Here is a 25,095-nt window from a genome sequence, read left to right on the forward strand (position 1 = left end):
TGTAATAAGTATTACACAAATAAGGTTAAAAAAGAACATTTTTCCTGTTACGGTCAAGCATATATATGTTTTTATTCCTTCTTTTTAATAGCAATTATTACTTCTACAAAGAAAACAGCCACCTTATTCCGCACGAAAACAATGTAGAATACTGGTTCCAAGCGCCCCTTTAAATTTTCTTGATACGTGTTAGAAAGAAGCCGTCAGTATCCTCATCTTGTGGGAACAGCTGTAAACCATATTCTGTAATACCTTTTGCTTTTTTTAAGCTAGCGGGAAGTTCCTCAAAAAAGTCTTCATCAACTATATAATCAGGGTTATTAGCAAGAAATGATTTAACTACCCCTTCATTCTCTGAAGCTTCCACGGTGCATGTACTATAGATTAATAAACCATTCTTTTTAAGGAGTGGTGCTGTGCTTTCTAAAATATCAAGCTGAATACCGGCTAATCTCTTAATGTCAGCTTCCTGCTTATGATATTTAATTTCTGGTTTACCTCGCATTACACCTAGACCTGAACAAGGTGCATCGACTAAAATACGATCAAAGCTTTCTACCTCGTGTACATCTTGCAAGTTCCTTGCATCTTGAGGAGATGCATGGATAATTGACAAGCCTAGATCAGAAGCTTTGTACTCTATTCGCTTTGCTTTCTTTTTGTGCAAATCATAGGCATCTATCCGACCCTCGTTTTGCATTTTCTCCGCAATATGGGTAGCTTTTCCTCCTGGTGCACTGCATGCATCTAAAACATGCATACCAGATTGTGCTTGCAATAATTCCCCAACAAGCATCGAGCTCTGATCCTGAATTGTAACCTCTCCTTTTTTAAATAAAGAGGATCTTAAGATATTACCTTTGCTCACAATAATCCCTTGGGAAGACAAGCTGGAAGGTTTAACCTCATAGCCTTCCTCCCTCAGTCTGTCCATTGCTTCATTTCTTGCAATCCGCAATGGTTGAACTCGGATGGCAGTATGTTTTCTAGTTATATTTGTTTCACACATTTCTTTAACTGTTTCAAAGCCATATGTGTTTACCCATCGCCCAACTAGCCACTCTGGATGACTTGTTTCAATAGAAAGACGTTTAACACTATCTTCTATTAAAGAAGTAGAAGGAACACCTTTACGTTGTATGGTTCTTAAGACACCATTAACTAAAGATGCAATCCCTTTATGGCCACGGCTTTTAGCTATTTCAACGGCTTCATGAATGATGGCATGATCTGGGATCTTATCTAAATAGACCATTTGATAAACTGACATTCGCAAAAGCATATGTACCCAAAGATCTAATTTTTTTCGTTGATCAATAAAGCTTTCCAGGTAATAATCCAACGTCAATTTATATTGCATCGTACCATATACAACTTCTGTTAAGAGTCCTTCATCTTTCGCTTGAATGCTTTGCTTCCTTAATTCATTATCAATCAATAAGTGACTGAAGCCATTGTCCTTCTCTATTCTGATTAAAATATCTAGAATTGTATTCCTCAGTTGATAATTATTCATTTAACCACCCAATACTTTGCCTGTTTTTATTCGATCGGAAGAACCTTGTAAATAGTCTTTTACAGTCATCCTTTTCTTCCCTGCTGGTTGTATTTCTGTAATTTTAATAACATTTCCATCTCCACAAACAACATGGAACCCATCATCTGTTTTCTCCACAATCTCTCCTGGATTTCCAGAATATTGCTTATCTTGTATTTCTCCCCACCAAATTTTCATATTTGCCTCATCATAGGTGGTAAATGCTACAGGCCAAGGGTTAAGCCCACGTATATGGTTATATATCTCTAGGCTAGATCTACTCCAGTCAATTCTTTCCTGCTCACGTTTAATATTTCCTGCAAATGTAGCTTTCGCCCCATCTTGTTTCACGGGGGTAATATCCCCATTGAAAAGGCGTGGTAATGTATCCATCAATAACATAGAACCAGCTTCAGAGAGCTTGTCATGTAAAGAACCCACATGATCCTCTTTATCAATGGGAACAGTTTGTTGTGTTAAAATATCTCCTGCATCAAGCTGTTCCACCATATACATAATTGTGATGCCTGTTTCTTTCTTCCCTTGCATAAGCGCGTAATGAATCGGTGCGCCCCCTCTTAATTCAGGAAGTAAGGAGGCATGAACATTAATACATCCAAATTCTGGACCCTCTAATAAACCATTAGGCAATAACTGACCATACGCTGCAGTAACAATCAAATCCGGTTTATAAGCTAATATTTCCTCATATGCTTCTTTTAATTTTTCAGGCTGGTATACTGGAATACCATGCTTCTCTGCTTCAGCTTTAACTGGTGGTGGTGTTATCGTTCGCTTCCTACCTTTAGGCCTATCCGGTTGTGTCACAGCAAGTACGACCTCATATTCTGATTCAACTAAATTATGTAGGATGGGAACGGAAAAATCCGGTGTCCCCATAAATACGATACGTTTCAAATGAAAACCTTCTTTCTAATACAAATTTATTATAACTGTTATCAATCATGTTAAAAAGTAAAACTTCTATTGGTGGGGGGGTGCCTCTCCACCTCCCCTGCTTTGAATGCATGCTATCCCGATCGCATTCTTGTAGTGAAGGTCTAACTAGCAGTTATGTCGATATAAATTATTTACATAAGGTGGTGTGGTTGCATATCAACTGTTATAAGTAGGTCGCCTTTTTGCGTTTCATCTTTAAAATGGTCCATAATGTCTGAAATTACATCCCGAAGTTGTGGCTCATTTTTGTATTTTATCATGCATTGGTACCTATATCTATCTTTTATACGTGGTATCGGGGATGGCGAAGGACCAAGCACTACCGTGTTATGCATAACATTGCGTAGTAAATGCTGTACGATGTGACTTGTCGATTGAGCAGCTGAAACTTTGTTTGTATGGGATACGGTTATCAAGGTTAGAAAGAAAAATGGCGGGTATTGGAATGTTTTTCTTGTAGCCATTTCTTTTTTATAAAAACCTTCAAAGTCATATTGGCTTGCAAGCTCTATACTGTAATGATCTGGAGTATACGTCTGTACAATGACTTCCCCAGTAAGCTCATGTCGCCCTGCCCTACCACTTACCTGTGTCAATAACTGAAAGGTCTTTTCTGAAGATCTGAAGTCTGGCAGATGTAACATGGAGTCTGCGGTGAGAACCCCTACCAACGTTACATTTTCAAAGTCTAAGCCTTTTGCTATCATCTGTGTACCAAGAAGAATGCTTGCCTCTTTATCAGCAAATTTACGCAATAGTGCTTCATGTGATCCTTTTCTTCTGGTTGTATCCACATCCATACGGATAATACCCGCTTCAGGAAGCTGTTTGGTTAACGCTTCCTCTACACGTTGTGTACCTGTACCAAAATAACGAATTAAGTCACTTTCACATTCTGGACATGTTGTAGGCATTTGTTCTTCATAAGCACAGTAATGGCATTTTAAATGGTTTGTATTTTTATGATAGGTTAATGCGATATCACAATGCGGACACTCTTTAACATGACCACAATCTCGACACATAACAAAAGTAGAATAACCCCGCCTATTAAGAAGCAACACAATTTGTTCTCCTCTTTCTATGCATCGTTCCATTTTTTCCATTAATGTACGGGAAAACATTGTGCGGTTACCAGCATGTAATTCTTCCCGCATGTCAACAATGTCTACCTTTGGCATATCCTTTTCATTGGTTCTCTTACTTAACGTAGAAAGCTGGTAAACACCTTTCTGAGCTCTCGCAAATGATTCTAATGTTGGGGTGGCACTTCCTAAAACAACAGGGCACTGGTGTGACTTCCCACGTTGTATGGCAACATCCCTAGCATGATATCTAGGCTGGTCCTCTTGTTTATATGTTCCTTCATGTTCCTCGTCAATTATGATAATTCCAATATTTTCAAAAGGAGCAAAGATGGCAGATCTTGCGCCAACCACAACTTGAACTTCTTTTTGATGTATTCTTCGCCATTCATCATATTTTTCACCTGCAGAAAGCGCACTATGCATGACGGCAACCTTTGAACCAAAGCGACCCTTGAAACGATTAACCATTTGTGGGGTCAAGGCGATTTCTGGCACCAAGACGATGGATTCTTGTCCTTTGTGTATAACTTCCTGAATGGCTTGAAGGTAGATTTCCGTTTTTCCGCTCCCTGTAACGCCGTGCAATAGAAAAACCTCGTGCTCATTATTAGTAATTTTTTCCTTCATTGGAGCAATTGCCTGCTCTTGTTCATCTGTTAAGGTTAAAGCGGTGGTTTTACTAAATTGCTGCTGTTGGTGAGGATCCCGGTAAACTTCAACCCGGTTCGTTTCCAATAACTCTTTATCTACCAAGGTTTTAATAGTACTTGAGGTGGTTTCGTATTTTTTAAGTAATAGTCTCTTTTCAATTGGTTCAGGGTTCTGAAGGAAATATGCTAATAACTTACGCTGTTTTAAAGCTTGCTTAGATAAATCCTCAAATGCCTCTTCCAATAAATGGGCTTCTCTGGCTGGTTGAACCATGGTGATATATTTTTTTGTTATTTTGGAGTGCACCAAATACTTAACCGTAATGCTTCCGTCCTGAACTTCCTTTTGCAACTGATAGTAACTTAAGGTAGAGCCTTCAAACTCCTCAAACCCTATTACATCTCTTCCTGCAAAAAGGTCTTCCATTTCGTCTGAAAGCCTCTCCTCTGTATTTCGGACTAGTTCCTTCTTGTATTGTGCTTTTAACACTTGTGGAAGCATTGCTTGTAATGCGGTAATGTAAAAGCTTACGGTTTCTTTTGCAACCCATTTACCTAAATCAAGTAACTCCGAGGTCAGTACGGGGGTTAGATCAAGCACTTGTTCTATTTCCCGCAGTTTTTTAAATTCAGATTGCGAGGCCTTACCTACTACAAAACCCATAATCTTACGGGGGCCGAATGGCACAGTAACCCGCATTCCAATCTGTAGTATATCTAGAAATCTGTCTGGAATTAAATAATCAAATGTCTGATTTATTGAACTAACAGGTACGTCAACGATTACGTTCGCTATCTTCACATGGCTTCATCCTTCATGTCTCTCACTATAAGCTGAATGATTGACTTAGCAACCTCTGATTTTGCAGCTAATGCAATTTCTTCTTTTTCCTCTTGTTTATTTACATATGTCACCATATTGGTATCACTTTCAAACCCCGCGCCCTGTGTTGAAACATTGTTAATGACAATGGCGTCTAAATTTTTCGATTGAAGTTTTTGCAGTCCATATTTTAATGGTTCATTCGTTTCTGCCGCAAACCCCACTAGGAACTGCTTGTCTTTTTTATTTCCTAAAGACTTTAGAATGTCTTGTGTACGTACCATTTCCAATTCTAAATTCCCGTCTTGTTTCTTCATTTTTTCTGTGAAGACATGCTTTGGTTTATAATCAGCAACAGCTGCTGCCTTAATTACAATATCACTTTCAGCATAATAGCGATGCATTTCCTCAAACATTTCTTCGGCTGTTACAACATTAATCCGTTGTATGTGCTGCACATTCAGTACCTGCTCAGATGGACCTGCAACCAATGTAACATCTGCGCCCTCTGTAGCTGCTGCTTCTGCTAACGCAAAGCCCATTTTCCCAGATGATCTGTTTGTAAAATAGCGAACTGGGTCCACCTTTTCCCTTGTAGGTCCTGCCGAAATAAGCACTTTTTTACCTAATAATTTTTTCGACACCTTTTGTTCTAGGTGATGATTAATGGTTTCTATAATAGTTCCTGGTTCCTCTAATCGTCCTTTGCCTACATAACCACATGCTAAGTATCCTGCACCAGGTTCAATGAAATGATAATTCCATGCTTCTAGTTGCTGCATATTCTTCATTACTGCTGGATGTGCATACATATGTACATTCATTGCTGGAGCAATATATACTGGTGCTTCACTTGCAAGCAAAGTAGTGGAAAGCATGTCATCTGCAATGCCATTTGCCAATTTTGCTATTATATTAGCGGTTGCCGGGGCTAATAGGATAAAATCTGCCCAGTCAGCTAGGTCAATATGAGCTATTTTGCTCGGATCCTTTTCATCAAACGTGTCTGTGTAGACAGGATTTCGTGAGAGTGCCTGAAACGTTAAAGGGGAGACAAATTCAACCGCACTTTTAGTCATAATCACTTTTACATCTGCTCCCTGCTGTGTCAGCTTACTCGTAAGAGCACAAGCTTTATATGCAGCGATCCCGCCACTAACTCCAAGTAATATCTTTTTATTCTTCATCATTTGGCAACGACCCCCTACCTAGCTTTTTTCATATTTCGCTACATCAGTTATAACATAAGCGAAACTGCTTATGCTTTTAATATGAATTACTGTAGAATGAACAAAGTCCCCTCATATGCTATGTGAGGAGACTTCTTTAATGTTTATTCTTCCGTAATATAAAGCTTATCGGCTTGAACTTCTTCTAGTGCCATACCGACAAATTTATGGGATTTTGGATTATCCACTAATACCTTTTTCGTTACACTCATTTGCCTTGCACGTCTTGCAGATAGTGTAACAAGGGTATATTTTGAATTAATCTTTTCCTGTAGTGAATCAATTGACGGTTCTAACATTACAACTCATCCTCCAATAATTTCTTATATTGTTTTGCTACACGCTCACGTTTTAAGTGTTCACTTTGAATAATTGATTGTACTTTACTTACGGCATGTTCTACTTGGTCGTTCACTACAACATAATCGTAAGCATCCATCATTTCAATCTCTTTTCTTGCTTCCTTAAGACGGTTTAATACTAAATCAGATGATTCGGTTCCACGGCTAACAATTCTATTTTTCAATTCTTCCAGACTTGGCGGGAAAAGAAAAATAAATACACCTTCTGGGAAGTTCTCTTTTACTTGCAAGGCACCTTGAACTTCTATTTCCAAAAAGACATCATAACCAGCTGCTAAGGTCTGTTCCACATAGGTTCTTGGTGTACCATAATAATTATTAACATATTTTGCATATTCTAACAGCTCGTTTTGGTTAATCAGCTCTTCAAATTCTTCCTTGGACTTAAAGAAGTAGTCCACACCATCTGTTTCTCCGTGACGAATGTTTCTCGTGGTCATTGAAATAGAATATTTCAGTTCAGTTGCCTGGTCAAATAATTCTTTTCTAACCGTGCCCTTCCCTACACCGGAAGGCCCAGAAAGTATAAATAAAATTCCCTTCTCTTCAATCAAAATTGTTCCTCCTATACAAATCCATTAATTCTCATCTGTTATTTCTTCATGGCTTAGCACGCGCTGTCCTACTGTCTCTGGCTGGACAGCTGAAAGTACTACATGGTCACTATCTGTTATAATAACAGCTCTTGTTCTCCTGCCGTACGTCGCATCAACCAGCTTATTATTGTCTCTGGCTACCGTAATAATACGTTTGATTGGTGCCGATTCTGGTGAGACAATCGATATAACACGATTTGCAGAAACAACATTACCAAATCCTATATTTATCAATCGTAGACTCAACTTGCTTCCCCCTTAGTCATGCATGAACCTCTATAATATTAGCAGGCTTAGTCGTTCAATTACTTATACTATAATTATTATATGAAAAAAGATAGACCAAACTCAAGCTTTATTCTATATTCTGGACTTGCTCTTTCATTTTTTCTAGTTCACTTTTTAAATTTACGACATGCTCACTCATCACAGGATCATTTGATTTAGCACCGATTGTATTACCTTCCCGCTGCATTTCCTGAATAATAAAGTCAAGCTTTCTACCAACAGCATTCTGTTGCTTCAATGTTTCAAGAAAGTGGTTAATATGGCTCTTTAGTCGCGTCAGTTCTTCCGTGACGTCCCCTTTTTCCCCTAATAAAACAATCTCTTGATGAATCCTGTCTTGATCTAATTCACCTAGTGCAGGTAATTGTTCCATGACTCTCTTCCGGATTCTTTCTTTATAAGCGTTTATGACAGCTGGTCTGTGGGCTCCAATCATGTGAATTATTTCGTCGGCCAACTCAAGTCTTTTTCTTAGGTCTTTCTCTAAGAACATTCCTTCTGTCTCTCGCATCTCCTTCACTTGAACTGCAGCAATTCGAATTGCCTCTAAAAGAGGAATACGGAAACTTTGTGTAGCAAGTTTTGGTTCTGATACAGTAAAAATCTCAGGCAACAGTGCCATTGATTCAACTGATACTTTTCCACCCAAGTCGTATCGTTTCTGGGCTATTTTCATCTGAGATATATACTGATCCAACACATCCCAGTTGGTATGTACTTCCCTAGCGTTTAGTTGATCGTCATCAATTTGAACTAAAACCTCAATTTTACCTCTCTGAAAGAAAGACTGAATAATTTTCCTTATATCATCTTCCATCTTAGTGGACGAGCGAGGAACCTTTACATTTAAATCAAGAAAACGATGGTTTACACTACGAATCTCAACAATTATTGAACCGTCCATATATTCGAATACATGGCTCCCGTATCCAGTCATGCTTTTTAACATACAATCACATCCGTTAACTTCCATTATACCTTGAATCCTACAAAATGAAAACATAAAAGAAAAGCGCTGATTAGCGTAAAGTAATGTAGCTACAGGATTGAAACAAACGAAATTAAGGAGTCTTGCTCCTTCCATTAAGTTCGTGTACCTAGTAAATCGAAAGATGGAGCGGTTAAATAGATGGGGAGTCCCTGCCTGATTGTTATGTGTTATCTTCTACTTAACCATCTCTTGAACTAAAAAATAACCACGCACCTCCAAAAAAAGATACGTGGTAATTGTTTTATTTTTTAGTGAAGCCAAACAACACTGTTGGCAATGCGCTTAACCCAATAATTAGCATCCAATCCCTTAGTCCTAAATAGGTGGTATGGAAAATTGGTTGGAGTGGCTCCCAATATATAACGACAAGTAATAAGAGTAGTGATGAAAGTACCGCAAACACTAGATAGATATTTTCAAAAGGGTTTCTGGAAAACACAGATTTCTCACTACGGCAATCAAATACGTGAATTAATTGTGCCATCACAAGTGTTGTAAAGGCAACTGTTTGTCCGTAGATTAGATTATCAGGGTTGTTTTGGTATGTTACCATAAATCCTATTAAGGTTACAATCCCGATGAGAATTCCTCTTGATATAATTTTATAGCCAAGTCCTCTTGCAAATACTCCTTCACGGGGATTCCGTGGGGATTGCTTCATAACATCCCCCTCAGATTTATCCAAACCGAGTGCCATTGCCGGTAATCCGTCTGTAACCAAGTTAACCCAAAGGATTTGGACTGGGATAAGGGGTAGAGGCATTGCAAGAAGCATGGCAAACAACATAACTAAAATTTCTCCTACATTGGATGCAAGTAAATAGCGGATAAATTTCCTTATATTTTCATAGATGTTTCTTCCCTCATGAATCGCTGATTTTATTGTAGCAAAGTTGTCATCCATTAAAATAAGAGAAGAAGCTTCTTTTGTCACATCTGTTCCACTAATTCCCATACTGATTCCGATATCACTTGCTTTAATTGCTGGAGCATCATTTACCCCGTCACCTGTCATGGCAACGATATGCCCTTTTCTTTGAAATGCTTGTACAATTTTTAATTTATGTTCTGGTGTAACTCTTGCAAATACATACGTATCATCAATTACTTCTTCCAAATCTTCTATCGACATTTCTGATAGCTGATACCCTTCCAAAACCATCCCATTGTCAGGTAAAAGTTTTAGGTTTCTAGCAATAGCCCTTGCTGTTTTTACATGGTCTCCTGTTATCATTACTGTCTTGATACCAGCCTGGTTGCACTCTTCTATAGCAGCTTTTACCTCTTTACGAGGTGGGTCAATCATTCCATATAAGCCAATAAAGGTTAGATCTCTCTCGAGAAAAGCATCATCTAAACTTTCGTTTTTGTTCAATGGCTTAATGGCAACTGCTAATGTTCGTAATGCCTTCTCGGCCATGTCACTTACTGCCTTGTCGATCCTCTCTATGTCAGCATCTTGTAAGATACTCCTGCCTTGTACATTTCCTTGGTATTTAGACCTTGGTAGTAAGACATCTGGGGCACCTTTCGTAATCAGATAGCGCATCCCATTTTCATCTTGAACAATAACACTCATTCGCTTACGATCTGAATCAAAAGGGATTTCTTTTATAATGTGATATTTCTCCTTGGCCGCTAAGGTTATACCGAGCTTACGTGCAGCAATAATAAGCGCCCCATCGGTAGGATCTCCATCAATGTAGTGTTTTCCTTTTTTAACCTGAAGTGTGGCGTTATTGCATAAGGATCCATAGAGTAACATTGCCTTTAAATTTGAGAAATCTTCGTCAACCTTCTCGTTATTTAGAAAAAAATCTCCTTGAAGATTATAGCCATCTCCAGTTACATATAACTGGTTTCCTCCCAAGTAAAGTTCTTTTACTGTCATTTTGTTTTCTGTCATGGTCCCCGTTTTGTCACTACAGATTACGGAAGCACAACCAAGGGTTTCCACGGCAGATAGTTTTCTTACGATGGCTTTTTTTCGTATCATCCTTTGCACTCCGAGCGAGAGGGCAACTGTTACTATCGCAGGTAGGCCTTCTGGTATCGCTGCTACAGCTAGTGATACACCTGCAAGAAACATATTGTATACAGGGTGACCCTGCATTACACCAAGCATAACGACAAGCGCAGTAAGGAATAAAGCAACAACAATGAGTATTTTTCCTAGTTCTGCTAATTTCCTTTCCAGTGGTGTCATTACTTTTTTTGTATTTGCCATTAAGGAGGCAATCTGACCCATTATGGTATTCATGCCTGTCCCAACGACTATCCCAATTCCAGATCCTCTTGTGACAAGCGTACCCATGAAGCCCATATTTACTTGATCTTGCGCTTCTAATTGATCTCTAGTAATTGCTGTTGCATGTTTGGATACTGGGAGGGACTCACCAGTAAGAGCGGACTCTTCCGTTTCCATGCTATTCGACTTCACTATTCGTAGGTCTGCAGGAATTCTGTCCCCACTTGATACTTTTACGATATCTCCAACTACTACTTCCCTTGAATATACCTTTTCCCACTTTCCATCTCGTAACACTGTTGCAAGCGGAGCAGAAAGTTCTTTCAATTTTTCAAGCGATTTTTCTGCTTTTTGCTCCTGGAAATAGCCGAAACACCCGTTTACGAGAACGATGATCATGATCGCGATAGCATCGATATATTCCCCTAGCAGACCGGCAATTAATGTAGCAGCCAACAGGACAAGAACCATAAAATCTTGAAACTGCTTAAGGAAAATGAGCCATTTGGATGTACTTTTCTGTGTTTCTAATTCATTATAGCCTTGTTCTTTACGTCTTTTTTCCACTTGTTTCGTAGTTAATCCCTTTTTTGATGTTACATGAAGCTTTTGTTCCACTCGTTCAACATCCAATTGATACCATTTCATCGGCATTCCTCCAAATAAGCCTGTAATTAATTGTTTTGTATGTCACCTTTTTTTGACAGATGACTCCTTGTGTAACTAATATCTATGCAGACTTGTCCTCAAAAATGCTATAATTACTCAGGAGGTGATCTTATGCCGTTTGATGGTATTGTTACAAGAGCAGTAACAGAGGAATTGAAACAACAACTTTTACCAGGTAAAATAACAAAAATATATCAGCCTACCTTGACTGAAATTGTTTTTACAATTAGAAGTCATGGGAGTAACCATACCCTACTCTTTTCCATACACCCAACTTACGCCAGGTTCCATTTAACAAATGATAGCTATCAAAATCCTGCTGAAGCACCGATGTTTTGTATGGTATTAAGAAAGCATTTATCTGGAGCAATTATTGAGGAAATCTCGCAGCATGGGATGGAACGAATAGTGGAATTTTCAATTAAAACACGTAACGAAATTGGAGACATTACCCATAAAACACTTATTATGGAGTTAATGGGCAAACATAGTAATGTTATGCTTGTTGATAAAGAAAAAGGCCATATTGTTGATAGCTTGAAACATGTCTCCATGGCACAGAATCGCCATAGAACGATCTTGCCAGGTAATGAATATCAACTTCCTCCATTACAAGATAAATGGGATCCATTACAGATAAACGGAGAAGAGTTTATTAAAAAAATTGACTTCAATGCCGGTAAAGTAGACCAACAAATTGTTAACACACTCACAGGCTTTTCTCCCTTTATAGCAAAAGAGCTAGTAAACAGGACGCATCTCGGATCTGCCACAACCTATGTAGAGAAATTCACAGAACTTCAAACTCAAATGATAGAAAATCAGTACGAACCTGCTATCTACCGGGATAAAAAAGAAGATTTTCATGTAATTCCGTTGACTAACTATTCAGGTGAGAAAAAGACTTATGCTACTACAAATGAAATGCTGGATACTTTTTACTCTGGAAAAGCAGAAAGGGACCGGGTAAAACAACAGGCAAAAGATCTTTATCGATTTATTAAGAACGAAAAAGACAAAAACATTCGGAAATTAAAAAAACATAATCAGACTATAAAAAAAGCGGAAGGTGCCGAAAAGTTCCAGAAGCTGGGTGAATTGCTTACAGCCCATATTCATATCGTAAGACCTGGTGCAGACTCGGTTGAGGTCACTGATTACTATGATCCCGAGGGTGGCACCTTAACGATTGAATTGAATCAAAATAAAACAGCAAGTGATAATGCTCAAGGCTATTATAAAACCTATCAAAAATTGAAAAAATCGAAGCAGGTAATTGAAAAAGAAATTCTTAAAACAAACGAAGAAATAGCTTATTTTGATCAGTTATTACAGCAACTCGATGTAGCTGCAACTGAAGATATTGAAGAAATTCGAGAGGAATTGCAAGAAGAAGGCTATTTACGGAAACAAGCAAAGAAGAAGAAACAGAAGACAAAACAATCAAAACCTGTTCCAGAAGCTTATACATCCAGTGATGGTACTGCTATATTGGTTGGAAAGAACAATAAGCAAAATGAGTATGTCACGATGAAACTAGCTCGTCGTGATGATATTTGGCTCCACACGAAAGACATACCTGGCTCACATGTTATCATTCGTGACAGTGAACCTAGCGAAGAAACTCTTAGTGAGGCTGCACAAATTGCTGCATACTTTAGTAAATCACAGCAATCCTCTTCAGTACCTGTAGATTATACACTTATTCGTCATGTAAAAAAGCCAAATGGTGCGAAGCCAGGCTATGTGACGTATGATAACCAAAAAACACTTTATGTTACGCCAGACGCTAATATAGTTGAGAAACTAAAAAGTCCGAAAAGCAATGGCTGATGGAATATGCAATAAGAAGTTAAAAAAGGCTGTCGAACAAGTCGACAGCCTTTTTCTTAAACTTATTATTTTACTGTAGGATTTAATTCCACTTCGATGTTGCCTCTTGTTGCCTTTGAATAAGGGCAAAACTGATGAGCAGCTTCTGCTAACTTATCTGCTTCCTCTTGATCAACGCCCTCGATCGTAATGTTTAGTTTTACACCGATTTTAAATCCCCCATCTTCAGGATCTTTTAAGAAACTAACTTCTGCATTGGTTTCAGAGTCGATTTCTTTTTTTTGCTCACGGGCAACATGGTTTAATGCTCCGTCATAACAAGCCGCATATCCTGCAGCAAAAAGTTGCTCTGGATTTGAACCTTTATCTGAACTATTCTTTGCTGGGTTAACCAGATTAACATCAATTAAACCATCATCTGATTTCACATGGCCGTCACGGCCATTTTTTGCTGTTGCGCTAGAAGTAAATAATACGTCACTCATTAACTAAACACTCCTTTTTTTGTTCTACTGGTAATGTTCCTCTTATTGTCACCTGCTAAACATTCATAGAAAAGTTTGTCTGGACATCGCGTTAATGAAATGATCAACCTGTGGTAATTTTCGAACCCCTTCTTGATAACAGATCCAAGTATCACGTGTTACAGGCTCTCCATTAGTACGTAATGGAAGGTGTGGATATTGCTCTTTCATAGAATCAGAGACACTTTCAGGCAAAACAGCCATCCCTAACCCCTGTTTCATCAATTGCTTGCACGTTTCAATTTGGTCCACTGTTATTGTCTTCATCGCTTTTATGTCATTCTGTTGGTAAAGCCAGTTATCTACTAACTCATGCATACTATCATCACTTTTAAAAGAAATAAGCGTTCTTTCCTTGTTTTCATTGGAAGGAAACGGTTGGGAATCGAACAGATGGAGTGGGTCTGCAAAGAGTCGTTCGCAATTACTTTCCTTTAACTTTTCTCCCCGAATTATACAGACATGGTACTGTTTATGGTGTCTTTTTATATCCTCACTTATCCCTGTTACAAGATCAATTGCCACTTTTGGAAAACGTGCAGTAAACTCTCCTAAGATAGAAGGGAGAAATCGTTGACTAATAAGAGATGAACAGGCAATGGATAATGTACCTTGCACTTCTTCACTAGAACTAGCTAATGTATTCTTTATTTCCTGTTCTCGATTAACAACCTGAGAGGCATGATTCAATATCAACTCGCCACTAGGTGTTAATAACAACCTTTTAGGTGTCCGAATAAAAATGGTTTCACCAAAGTAATCTTCAATATATTTTAGTCGCTGTGTAACAGCAGGTTGTGAAATTAAAACTGCTTTTGCAGCCCCACGAATCGTACCAATTTCGTTAAGCTTGAGCAAAAGAGCATAGTCATCTATTTTCAATCCGTTTCACCCTTTTGATAAGTAATTGTTATTACACTTAATTATAAATCAATATTTTAATTATTGCAGTATTTAAGTTATATTAAAAGAAAGATAGGGGTGATGGTAATGAAAGACATTGAAAAGCGTCTTATTGAAAAAGTATTTACCGACAATAAAGAAGCCTATGTAGTAAGCGAAACACACGCATTCGGGGCTGATCTTAAAGCAATACCAGAGTGGCTTGAACTTACACGTGAGGACAAAATTCTAGATGTAGCAACAGGTGGAGGTCATGTGGCTAAAACACTCTCTCCTTATGTAAAACAAGTTTACGCAATTGATTTAACAAAGGAAATGCTTGCTGAAGCGAGGAAACATCTTGAGAACTTTCAAAATATCCATTTTATCATCGGAGAAGCCGAGGACTTACCTTTCTTGGATCATACGTTTGACCATATTATTTGCCGAACAGCCGCACATCATTTCACTAGTCCTAGGCACTTTATTGAGGAAGTGACTAGGGTTCTTAAACCAGGTGGTTCTTTTTTGCTTATTGATAATATTTCGCCAGAGGCTCATTCTCTTGATACTTTTGTTAATAGTTTTGAAAAAATGCGTGATAATAGCCATCACCGTGCACTGAAAATATCTGAATGGAAGCATCTTTTTCAGAAGAATCAGCTTTCAATCTATAAAGAAAAACCTCGTAAAAAGACACTTCCTTTTGATGACTGGTTGCATCGTACACAACATGATCGCTATATGAGACAACATGTGTCTAACTTTGTACTAGGAGCGAATCATGAGGTTTTAAATCATTTTCAAATTGACATCCGAGAACAACGCATTCACAGTATTGCACTCGACGAATGGATGGTATTAGTAAAGAAAGAGTAAATGTGACAAAAAATAACCTGAGAACCATAACAATGGAGGTTCTCAGGTTTTTTGGGTATTATAAGCTGTTTCTCCAATCTATTAGCTGTTTATGCTCAGACTTTGTTAGTCGGTTGTCAGCTTGCATTACATCTAATAGCTCGTCATAGCCTGTAATGGTTTCTAGCGTGATCTTTTCCCTCGAGAATAACTGATCAGATTTTTCCAACCCATAAGAAAAAATGGCATGAACACCGAGCACTGTTGCACCTTGCTCTTTCAAAACTCTAGCTGTTTCTAATGAGGAGCCACCAGTTGAGATAAGGTCTTCTATAACGAGAACCTTTTGCCCATTAGTGCAGGCACCTTCTACTTGATTTCCTTTTCCATGCCCCTTCGGCTTGGAACGTACATACACCATTGGTAAATCTAATTTATCAGCTAGCCACGATGCGTGAGGAATTCCTGCAGTCGCACAGCCAGCAATGACCTCAGGCTTTTCTGGCAGTCTATCGATCATCTCCATAAAAGCTTTTGTGATTTTTTTTCTTATCCTTGGATAGGACATGGTTAGGCGGTTATCACAATAAATTGGTGATTTTATTCCTGATGTCCAAGTAAAATATTCAGATGGATTTACCTGTACTGCTTTTATATCCAGTAAATCTCGCGCCAGATCATACGATACTACCATTTGTCCACTCCTCTACTACTCTCTCATATGCCTTTTTAGGGTTCTCAGCGTTCGTTATGCTTCTACCTACCACTATGTAGTCTGTGCCTTGGCTTTTGGCATATGCTGGTGTTGCTATCCGTTTTTGGTCATTAACTTCTGTACCGCCTAAACGAATGCCTGGTGTAACAGTTAAAAAGTTATCTCCACATTCAACTTTAATTTTCTCTGCTTCATAAACAGAGCAAACAACACCGTCTACTCCATTACTTTGGGAAAAGTGAGCGAAGTGACTTACCTTATCATCCACTTCACCTGGTAAAAGTAATTCATTATTCATTGTCTGTTTATCCATCGAAGTTAGAATGGTAACCGCGATTAATTTTGTCTTATTAGGATGGCCTGTGGTTAGGCCCTCCTTCGCTCGCTTAATCATCTCTGCCCCGCCCAATGCATGAACATTGACCATTTCCACATCAAGCTTTGAAATGCTCCGCATTGCTTTCATGACGGTTGTTGGAATATCGTGTAGCTTTAAATCAAGAAAAATTGAATGGTTGTTTTCTCGTAGATTTTCAATTACTTTTGGCCCTTCTCTATAGAAAAGCTCCATTCCTACTTTTACCGGTACACCATTTAATTGATTAGTTTGAAGAAATTGCTTTGTCTCTTCCCAACTAGGGAAATCTAATGCTAGATAAACGGATTGATTCATGTAAGGATCCCCTTTCCAACAACCTCTTGAACAGATTGAAAGCCATATCGCTCTAATACTGCTGGTAATACTTCGATAATTTCTGGGCAGACAAACGGATTTTGGAAATTTGCTGTCCCAATTGCAACTGCATTTGCCCCGGCTAGGAGAAACTCCAATACGTCCTCTGCATTTGTTATACCACCCATTCCAATAATTGGAATGGAAACATGTTGTCTAACCTCATAAATCATACGGATTGCGACTGGCTTTATAGCAGGACCTGATAAGCCTCCCGTTTTGTTGGCAAGCAATGGTTTACGGGAAGGTAGGTGGATTTGCATCCCAGTAAGGGTGTTAATCATAGATAATCCATCTGCCCCGGCCGATTCAACTGCTTTTGCCATGGCTGTAATATCTGTTACATTCGGTGATAATTTCACATATACCGGAAGATCACTAGCCTTTTTCACCCGATCTGTTACCCGTGCAGCCATAACAGGATCTGTGCCAAATTGGATTCCACCTTCCTTTACATTTGGACAGGAGATGTTTAATTCTAATGCGGCAACCTGACCAGTCTGATTAAACGTGCGAGCAACATGCTCATATTCTTCCAAGGAACTCCCAGCAATATTAGCAATAATGGGAGTCTCGTAATCTGCTAAAAATGGGACCTCACACTCAAGAATACTCTCTACACCTGGGTTCTGAAGGCCGATGGCATTAAGCATACCGGATGCCGTTTCCGCAACTCTTGGTGTCTGATTTCCAAATCTCGACTCACCGGTTGCTGCTTTCATAATGATGGCACCAAGTTTATTTAAGTCATAAAACTCACTGTACTCACGGCCAAAACCAAAGCAACCAGACGCAGGCATGATAGGATTCTTTAAGCTTAAACCAGGTAATTCTACATGTAATGGATTCATAGACTTACCTCCTTGTGATGAAATACTGGCCCGTCTTTGCATATTTTTCGATAACCACCATTATTATCAGTAGGGATAACACAAGCAAAGCAGGCACCAACACCACACCCCATTCTCTCTTCAAGCGATATATATCCATTCTTATGTTCTAAATTTGAAGATACTGATCTTAGCATAGGGATAGGCCCACAGGAATAGTAACTATCAAAATCTCCAATATTTTTTAATGCGTCTGTAACAAATCCCTGTGTTCCATAAGAGCCGTCATTAGTGACAATATGCGTCTCACCAAGCTCCTGAAATTCTTTTTCGTAAAACACATAATCCTTTGATTGGAATCCAAGTATGGAAATTATTTTTCTCTGTTTATCCAACAATTGTTTTCCAAGGTGATAAAGTGGTGGTACGCCGATTCCTCCCCCAATTAATAGAATCGTTGATGATTCCGAGTCTAGCGTAAAACCATTTCCAGCAGGTCCAAGTGCATTTAAAACATAGCCAGGTTGATAGCCTGCCAAATGCTTCGTGCCCGACCCATTGATCTTAAACAAGATCGTAACAGTGTTCTTTTCTTTATCTACACTTGCAATGGATATAGGACGTCTTAACATATGGCCATCAAGTTGGAGGTGAAGAAATTGACCAGGCTTTGCTGTCATGCTAACGAAGCTGTTTTCTAGCACCATTTCGTATGTTTCCAGCGCAATCTCTTTTAAGTCCTTTACGATCAATTCTTCTTTTTTCATTATAAAACGACCTCTTTTTGTTTTATTTCCTTTGCACTAAATGTTGTGGAGTCAATGACATTCAAAATAGCATTTGCTGTATCCATGTTCGTTAAACACGCGATGCCATGTTCTACTGATTCCCGGCGAATAATAAAGCCATCAGATCTCGGCTGCTTACCTGAAGTCAATGTATTTACAACAAACTGAACGTCTCCATTTTCAATAATGGAAAGGACATTAGGTTCTTCGGATCCAATCTTAGCGACCTCAGAAACAGGTATTCCAGATTCTCTTACATAAGATGCAGTGCCTGTTGTTGCGTAAAGCTGGAAGCCGAGTTGATGAAAACGCTCCGCTATTTCGAGCATTTCTTTCTTGTCTTTATCTGCCACAGTCAACAGCACAGCACCTTCTTGTGGAACGGTTAGACCTGAAGCAATTAACCCTTTGTATAAAGCTTTTTCTAATGTTTTATCATAGCCAATTGCTTCACCAGTTGACTTCATCTCTGGCCCGAGAATTGTATCCACACTGCGTAACTTTTCAAATGAGAAGACAGGTACTTTCACAGCTACATCATCGTTTTCCGGTAAAATTCCTGTTTTATAACCTAGATCCTTTAGTCTTGTACCGAGAATACATTTTGTAGCAATATTAGCCATCGTCACACCTGTGATTTTACTTAAAAACGGAATGGTTCGACTCGCTCTAGGATTCACTTCTAGTACATATACTTCATTATCTCGAACGATAAACTGTATGTTTATCAAGCCTTTCACATGTAATGCCTCTGAAATTCGCTGTGCAGCGTTCATGCATTTTTCTTTTACTGGTTCACTGATCCGCTGTGGTGGGTAAACGGCTATGGAGTCACCAGAATGAACCCCAGCACGCTCAATATGCTCCATAATACCTGGCACGATGGTTGTTTCCCCATCACTTATTGCATCTACTTCTACTTCGATCCCAGTAATGTATTTATCAACTAGTATGGGGTGTTCTGTATTAATGTTTGTTGTCTTCGCAAGATATGCATGTAATTCGTTCTCATTGTAGACAATTTCCATTCTACTTCCCCCGATTACATAGGAAGGTCGAACTAATACCGGGTAGCCAATTTCGTTGGCAACATCTATTGCCTGCTCCATTTTCTTTACAGCTTTCCCTTTTGGACGAAGCAAGTCAAGTTCATCTAGTAATATTTCAAATTTATCTCTGTCCTCCGCACGATCAATTGCTTCTAAGTTTGTTCCGAGGATTTCTACACCTCTTCTTTCAAGTCCCGCAGCTAAATTAATCGCTGTTTGACCTCCAAACTGCACGATAACCCCTTCAGGTTGCTCTAAGTCAATAACATGCATAACATCTTCAAGTGTAAGCGGCTCAAAGTATAGCTTGTCACTAATACTGAAATCCGTTGAGACTGTTTCTGGATTATTGTTCATAATAATTGCTTCATAGCCCATCTCTTTAATAGCTAATACAGAATGTACCGTAGCATAGTCAAATTCAATTCCTTGTCCAATGCGAATTGGACCTGAGCCAAGCACCAGTATTTTCTTTCGGTCAGAAACGATCGATTCGTTTTCTTCTTCATAGGTGCTATAGAAATACGGTGTTTCAGACTCAAATTCAGCTGCACAGGTGTCGACCATTTTATAAACTGGACGCAATCCTGAAGTAATCCTTAGTTGATAAATGTCATCTACAGTAAGCTTCCATAAGCGAGCAATATGGGAGTCAGAAAAACCTACCTTCTTCGCTCTCTCTAATAGTTCCATAGATTGTGGATTCTTCTCTATTTCTTGTTCTAATTTAATTAACCTTTCCAGTTTTACAAGGAAGAAACGGTCTATCTTTGTATGACCAAACACTTCCTCAATTGACATGCCCCTACGTAGAACTTCAGCAAGCACGAAGATTCGTTCATCGTTCGCTTTTTTAAGGCTAGAAATAAGGAATTCATTATTTTCCTTTGTTAAACTACTTAGCCAAAGCTCTTCAGTGCCGATATCAAGTGAGCGGATTCCTTTTAGTAAGGACTCTTCAAAGTTTCTACCGATGGACATTATTTCTCCAGTTGCTTTCATTTGCGTACCTAGCTTCCGATCCCCTGTTACGAATTTATCAAATGGGAAACGTGGGATTTTCGTTACAACATAATCTAGTGCTGGTTCAAAGCATGCATACGTTTTTCCTGTTACCGGGTTTATAATTTCATCCAAAGTTAAGCCAATAGCTATCTTTGCTGCAACTTTTGCGATCGGATACCCTGTTGCCTTTGATGCAAGTGCAGAGGATCTACTTACACGTGGATTTACTTCAATAATAAAATAATCAAAGCTGTCTGGATTAAGCGCTAGCTGAACATTACAACCACCTTCAATTTCCAGTGCACGTATTATTTTTAAAGAGGCATTCCTCAACATTTGATACTCTCGATCACTAAGTGTTTGAGACGGTGCTACAACAATAGAGTCCCCTGTATGAATGCCAACGGGATCCACATTCTCCATGTTACATACAACGATAGCCTGATCGTTTTTGTCGCGCATTACTTCATATTCAATTTCCTTATAACCAGCAATATTTTTCTCAATAAGGCATTGGTTTACCGGGGACAATGTGAGACCATTACGCGCAATTTCTTTTAGTTCATCCATACTATGGCACATGCCTCCACCAGCTCCACCCATTGTATATGCTGGCCGTACAATTAACGGAAATCCGATCTCTATGGCAAAATCACAGGCTTGTTCTACCGTGTTTACAATCATACTATCCGGGACTGGTTCTCCGAGCTCCTTCATTAAGGAACGGAATTTTTCTCTGTCTTCAGCTTGTTGAATTGCGTTTAAAGAAGTCCCTAACAATGTCACATTATAGTTTTTTAATATACCTGTTTCTTCAAGTGCAACTGCTAAATTTAATGCTGTTTGCCCACCAAGAGTTGGAAGCAAGGCATCAGGCTGCTCTTTGCGAATGATCTTCGTTAAAAATTCTACTGTCAAAGGCTCCATGTATACTTTATCCGCAACTGTGTGGTCTGTCATAATTGTTGCCGGGTTGGAATTTGCTAAAATAACGTTGTACCCTTCTTCTTTTAATGATTGGCAAGCTTGTGTACCAGAATAATCAAACTCTGCAGCCTGACCAATAACAATGGGACCTGACCCGATGACTAGTATTTTATGAATGTCTGTATTTTTAGGCATAAGCTTCCTCCTTGATTTTTCTCTGGAATTCGTCAATCATATTTAAAAACTGATCAAATAAGTGGTTCGTGTCATCCGGCCCTGGAGAGCTCTCCGGGTGATATTGTACTGAAAATGCAGGACAATGCTTATGCTTGATCCCTTCAACAGTTCCGTCATTCAACGCGATTTGTGTTAGCTGCAAATCCGTATTAGCAAGAGATAATTCTTTTACTGCATAGCTGTGGTTTTGTGAAGTGAGATATGTTTTGCCTTTTTCTAAATCCTTGACTGGATGATTGGACCCTCTGTGGCCAAACTTCATCTTCTCTGTATCCGCTCCACAAGCAAGTGCCAATAACTGATGTCCCAGGCATATTCCGAAGATTGGTACTTTTCCGATCAGCTGTGTAATCATTTCAATTGCTTCTGGCACATCTTTTGGATCCCCTGGTCCATTCGTTAGCATGATGCCATCTGGTTTTAAACGAATTATATTTTCTGCACTATAATTATACGGCACTACTGTAATGTGACAATTCCGTTTGGTTAGTTCCCGAAGAATACCATGTTTCATTCCAAAATCAACTAGCACTATTCTTCTTCCTCTACCTGGAACGACATATGGCTTAATGGTAGAGGTTTGAGGCACTTGATCTGTCGGTAACTCATGTTTATGTAATGTTTCAAGTAGCATCTCTACAGGTTCATCTTGACTAGTGATCATCGCCTTCATTGTCCCATGTTTACGAATTATCTTAGTTAGCATTCTAGTATCAATTCCGGAAACTCCCGGAATATCATGAACCTTGAGGTAGCTGTCCAGATTTTCTTCACTACGAAAATTAGAAGGAACCTCACAGACTTCCTTTACGATAAAGCCATGAATAAATGGATGAACAGTTTCAAAATCATCTCGATTGATCCCATAGTTACCTACAAGTGGGTAAGTCATCGTAACAATCTGCCCACAGTATGATGGGTCTGTAATTATCTCTTGATAGCCTGTCATCCCTGTATTGAAGACTATTTCGCCTATCATGTTGCGGTTACTGCCAAATCCTTCCCCTTTAAATACTGTTCCATCTTCCAATACAAGCTGCTTTTTATTCATGTTCATCCTCCTTGTACGCAATATTTCCTTCTGCAATTGTTAAAACTGGAAGACCCTGTACTTCCCATTCATGGAATGGCGTATTTTTTCCTTTTGATAGAAAACTAGCTTTATCAATTTTATGCTGTTTCTCAAGGTCAATTAGCGTTAAATCTGCTGCAACCCCCTCCGTAATTGTTCCATAAGGTAGGTTGAACACTTCTGCAGGTCTCACTGTTAACCAATCTACTAGCAGGTCTAACTGAATTTTCCCAGTTTGAACAAGGTGAGTATATAGTAATGGGAATGCCGTCTCCAGACCTACAATGCCAAACGGTGCCCCTTCGAAACCTTTAGCTTTCTCATCTTCAGCATGTGGTGCATGATCTGTCGCAATAAAATCGATCGTACCGTCTAACAATCCCTCTAGCAATGCTTCTTTATCAGCTACAGCCCTCAATGGTGGATTCATTTTAAAATTTGCATCATCCTCCACCACAGCCGTTTCGTCAAGCAAGAGGTGGTGTGGTGTCACCTCCGCAGTTACGTGAATACCCGCTTTCTTAGCATCCCTAATAACACGAACGGACTCCTTTGTACTTACGTGGCACACATGATAATGACACCCAGTTACTTCAGCTAGCAGTACATCTCGGGCAATTTGAACAGATTCACTAAGTGAAGGGATACCTGGAAATCCTAACTTTTCACTTACTTCGCCATCATGCATTACCCCTCCATAAACAATGGAATTATCCTCACAGTGTGCCACAATTGGCATGCCACAGGCAGCTGCTTTTTTCATTGCTTGAAGCATATAATCAGCTGTCTGAATTCCTACCCCATCGTCTGTAAAGGCGAACACCCCTTCTTTAGAAAGCTTGGCAATGTCTGTTAGTTCCTTTCCTCGCAAACCCTTTGTTATAGCGGCATATGGAAGGACTCGAACTTCCGCGTCCGTTTGAATTTTCTTTAGAAGAGCTTGTACAGACCCCGTATCGTCTGGTACTGGATTTGTATTTGGCATTGCACAGACAGTCGTAAATCCACCTTTTGCTGCTGCCTTTGTACCTGTTTTTATTGTTTCCTTATGCTCACCACCTGGTTCACGTAGGTGAATATGGACATCTATAAATCCTGGTAGTAGTAGGTTTCCTTGACAATCGATGATTTGGTCCGCCGCCTCATCTAATGACTCGCCAATCTTGGAAATTTTATTATCTTCTATTAAAACCTCATACGTTGATGTTTCAGATGCTGATGATAGCTTTTTGGCGTTTTTCAATAGTAGTTTCATTTAACTTTCCCCACTCCCCAAGTGTTTTTTTTATAATAGCCATTCGAATATAAACCCCATTTTTCATTTGTTTAAATATGCGTGACCTTTCGCATTCCACAAGAGAAGCATCGATCTCAACATTTCGGTTCACAGGAGCCGGATGCATAATTATGGCGTGAGGAAGCATTTGCTTCTCTCGTTCCTTCGTTAATCCATAGCGCTCCAAGTAATCTACATAGTCTCCTTCATCACAATGTCTTTCATGCTGTATACGCAAAAGCATCACAATATCACTTGATCGAGCAGCTTCATCCATGCTGATATATGGGTATGGATGAGATGCTTCCATAAATTCAGGTGCGGCGCTGAAAGAGACAATTGCCCCAAGCCTACTAAGTGCGTCAGCATTTGATTTAGCAACCCTGCTATGTTTGATATCTCCAGCAATGGTAATCTGCAAACCTCGGAAACTACCAAACTCTTGATAAATCGTTAATAGATCAAGCATACACTGTGTCGGATGCTCCGCCTTTCCCGCCCCTGCATTAAGGATTGGAATTGAAATACCATTCTGTAATTCCTGCATCCAAGAATCAGAGGCATGTCGTATAACGAGCATATCTGCACCAATTGATTCAAAGGTTTTTGCAGTATCATATAGTGTCTCTCCCTTTGCCGCACTTGAACTGTCTTGGTGAAAATCAAGAATTTCCATACCAAGTTTTCGTTCTGCTACAGTAAAGCTCATTTTTGTACGTGTACTAGGTTCATAAAATAGATTGGCCACGAACAGCTGCTTTTGAAGAGGTAAAGGATTACCCTTTAAAGCCTCTGCCATTTCTAAAAGTGAATAAACTTCTTCTTTAGTCAACTGATTTACTGATGTAAAATGTTTCATTCACACATCTCCTTCACGAAATAGTGATCCGCAGTAGCTAAAGGAAAGTCCGTTTTCAGACAATAA

21 protein-coding genes are annotated in these 25,095 nt (G+C 39.1%); 2 read left to right on the forward strand and 19 right to left on the reverse strand.

Annotation, left to right across the window (positions count from 1 at the left end; translation table 11 throughout):
* Positions 1–169: 169 nt before the first annotated feature.
* The 9 genes from rsmB to BN985_RS12730 form a co-directional block, all read right to left on the reverse strand.
* Positions 170–1,516, reverse strand: a complete 1,347-nt coding sequence (rsmB, locus tag BN985_RS12690; RefSeq protein ID WP_042223815.1) for a 16S rRNA (cytosine(967)-C(5))-methyltransferase RsmB — start codon at positions 1,514–1,516, stop codon at positions 170–172.
* A complete protein-coding gene (gene fmt, locus BN985_RS12695) occupies positions 1,517–2,455 on the reverse strand; it encodes a methionyl-tRNA formyltransferase (RefSeq protein WP_198030005.1) in 939 nt (312 codons plus the stop codon).
* A gap of 173 nt (positions 2,456–2,628) precedes the next feature.
* Complete coding sequence (gene priA, locus BN985_RS12700) at positions 2,629–5,037, reverse strand: primosomal protein N' (RefSeq protein ID WP_042223816.1); 2,409 nt, start codon at positions 5,035–5,037, stop codon at positions 2,629–2,631.
* Entirely contained in the window at positions 5,034–6,248 is a 1,215-nt protein-coding gene (gene coaBC / locus BN985_RS12705; RefSeq protein ID WP_042223817.1) for a bifunctional phosphopantothenoylcysteine decarboxylase/phosphopantothenate--cysteine ligase CoaBC, read from the reverse strand. The genes priA and coaBC overlap by 4 nt, the downstream gene beginning before the upstream one ends.
* Positions 6,249–6,391: 143 nt before the next feature.
* A complete protein-coding gene (gene rpoZ, locus BN985_RS12710) occupies positions 6,392–6,586 on the reverse strand; it encodes a DNA-directed RNA polymerase subunit omega (protein WP_042223818.1) in 195 nt (64 codons plus the stop codon).
* Positions 6,586–7,203: a guanylate kinase gene (gene gmk / locus BN985_RS12715; RefSeq protein ID WP_042223819.1), complete on the reverse strand. Its 618-nt coding sequence runs from the start codon at positions 7,201–7,203 to the stop codon at positions 6,586–6,588. The genes rpoZ and gmk overlap by 1 nt, the downstream gene beginning before the upstream one ends.
* Positions 7,204–7,227: 24 nt before the next feature.
* Entirely contained in the window at positions 7,228–7,491 is a 264-nt protein-coding gene (remA, locus tag BN985_RS12720; protein ID WP_042223820.1) for an extracellular matrix/biofilm regulator RemA, read from the reverse strand.
* A 109-nt stretch (positions 7,492–7,600) separates the two neighbouring features.
* Positions 7,601–8,506 (reverse strand): YicC/YloC family endoribonuclease, encoded by a 906-nt coding sequence (locus BN985_RS12725; protein ID WP_198030006.1) that lies wholly within the window; start codon positions 8,504–8,506, stop codon positions 7,601–7,603.
* A gap of 259 nt (positions 8,507–8,765) precedes the next feature.
* On the reverse strand, positions 8,766–11,420 hold the full coding sequence (locus tag BN985_RS12730; protein ID WP_042223822.1) for a cation-translocating P-type ATPase: 2,655 nt from the start codon (positions 11,418–11,420) through the stop codon (positions 8,766–8,768).
* A 132-nt stretch (positions 11,421–11,552) separates the two neighbouring features.
* Between BN985_RS12730 and BN985_RS12735 the strand changes: the two genes are divergently transcribed.
* Positions 11,553–13,274: an Rqc2 family fibronectin-binding protein gene (locus BN985_RS12735; protein WP_042223823.1), complete on the forward strand. Its 1,722-nt coding sequence runs from the start codon at positions 11,553–11,555 to the stop codon at positions 13,272–13,274.
* Between the two features lie 65 nt (positions 13,275–13,339).
* Here BN985_RS12735 and BN985_RS12740 read toward each other — a convergent pair whose 3' ends face one another.
* Positions 13,340–13,759 carry an organic hydroperoxide resistance protein gene (locus BN985_RS12740; protein WP_042223824.1) on the reverse strand — a complete coding sequence of 140 codons (420 nt, stop codon included), beginning with the start codon at positions 13,757–13,759 and terminating at the stop codon, positions 13,340–13,342.
* Between the two features lie 63 nt (positions 13,760–13,822).
* Positions 13,823–14,680 (reverse strand): LysR family transcriptional regulator, encoded by an 858-nt coding sequence (locus tag BN985_RS12745; protein ID WP_042223825.1) that lies wholly within the window; start codon positions 14,678–14,680, stop codon positions 13,823–13,825.
* A 102-nt stretch (positions 14,681–14,782) separates the two neighbouring features.
* On the opposite strand from BN985_RS12745, the gene BN985_RS12750 reads away from it, so the two are divergent.
* Positions 14,783–15,559 carry a class I SAM-dependent methyltransferase gene (locus tag BN985_RS12750; RefSeq protein ID WP_084157543.1) on the forward strand — a complete coding sequence of 259 codons (777 nt, stop codon included), beginning with the start codon at positions 14,783–14,785 and terminating at the stop codon, positions 15,557–15,559.
* A gap of 58 nt (positions 15,560–15,617) precedes the next feature.
* Here BN985_RS12750 and pyrE read toward each other — a convergent pair whose 3' ends face one another.
* The 8 genes from pyrE to BN985_RS12790 are packed head-to-tail and all read right to left on the reverse strand — an operon-like array spanning position 15,618 to position 25,029.
* Entirely contained in the window at positions 15,618–16,232 is a 615-nt protein-coding gene (gene pyrE / locus BN985_RS12755) for an orotate phosphoribosyltransferase (protein ID WP_042223827.1), read from the reverse strand.
* Entirely contained in the window at positions 16,216–16,926 is a 711-nt protein-coding gene (gene pyrF / locus BN985_RS12760) for an orotidine-5'-phosphate decarboxylase (RefSeq protein WP_042223828.1), read from the reverse strand. Before pyrF ends, pyrE begins: the two co-directional genes overlap by 17 nt.
* Entirely contained in the window at positions 16,923–17,837 is a 915-nt protein-coding gene (locus BN985_RS12765; RefSeq protein WP_042223829.1) for a dihydroorotate dehydrogenase, read from the reverse strand. Before BN985_RS12765 ends, pyrF begins: the two co-directional genes overlap by 4 nt.
* Entirely contained in the window at positions 17,834–18,586 is a 753-nt protein-coding gene (locus BN985_RS12770; protein WP_042223830.1) for a dihydroorotate dehydrogenase electron transfer subunit, read from the reverse strand. The genes BN985_RS12765 and BN985_RS12770 overlap by 4 nt, the downstream gene beginning before the upstream one ends.
* Positions 18,583–21,780, reverse strand: a complete 3,198-nt coding sequence (gene carB, locus BN985_RS12775) for a carbamoyl-phosphate synthase large subunit (protein ID WP_042223831.1) — start codon at positions 21,778–21,780, stop codon at positions 18,583–18,585. Before carB ends, BN985_RS12770 begins: the two co-directional genes overlap by 4 nt.
* The gene (locus BN985_RS12780; RefSeq protein WP_042223832.1) at positions 21,773–22,873 is read right to left on the reverse strand and encodes a carbamoyl phosphate synthase small subunit; all 1,101 of its coding nucleotides are present in this window, start codon (positions 22,871–22,873) and stop codon (positions 21,773–21,775) included. Before BN985_RS12780 ends, carB begins: the two co-directional genes overlap by 8 nt.
* On the reverse strand, positions 22,866–24,149 hold the full coding sequence (locus tag BN985_RS12785; RefSeq protein ID WP_042223833.1) for a dihydroorotase: 1,284 nt from the start codon (positions 24,147–24,149) through the stop codon (positions 22,866–22,868). Before BN985_RS12785 ends, BN985_RS12780 begins: the two co-directional genes overlap by 8 nt.
* Positions 24,103–25,029, reverse strand: a complete 927-nt coding sequence (locus tag BN985_RS12790) for an aspartate carbamoyltransferase catalytic subunit (RefSeq protein WP_042223834.1) — start codon at positions 25,027–25,029, stop codon at positions 24,103–24,105. The genes BN985_RS12785 and BN985_RS12790 overlap by 47 nt, the downstream gene beginning before the upstream one ends.
* Positions 25,030–25,095 lie beyond the last annotated feature (66 nt).

The sequence above is a fragment of the Oceanobacillus manasiensis genome (assembly GCF_000724085.1).
Classification (GTDB): domain Bacteria; phylum Bacillota; class Bacilli; order Bacillales; family Amphibacillaceae; genus Oceanobacillus_B; species Oceanobacillus_B manasiensis.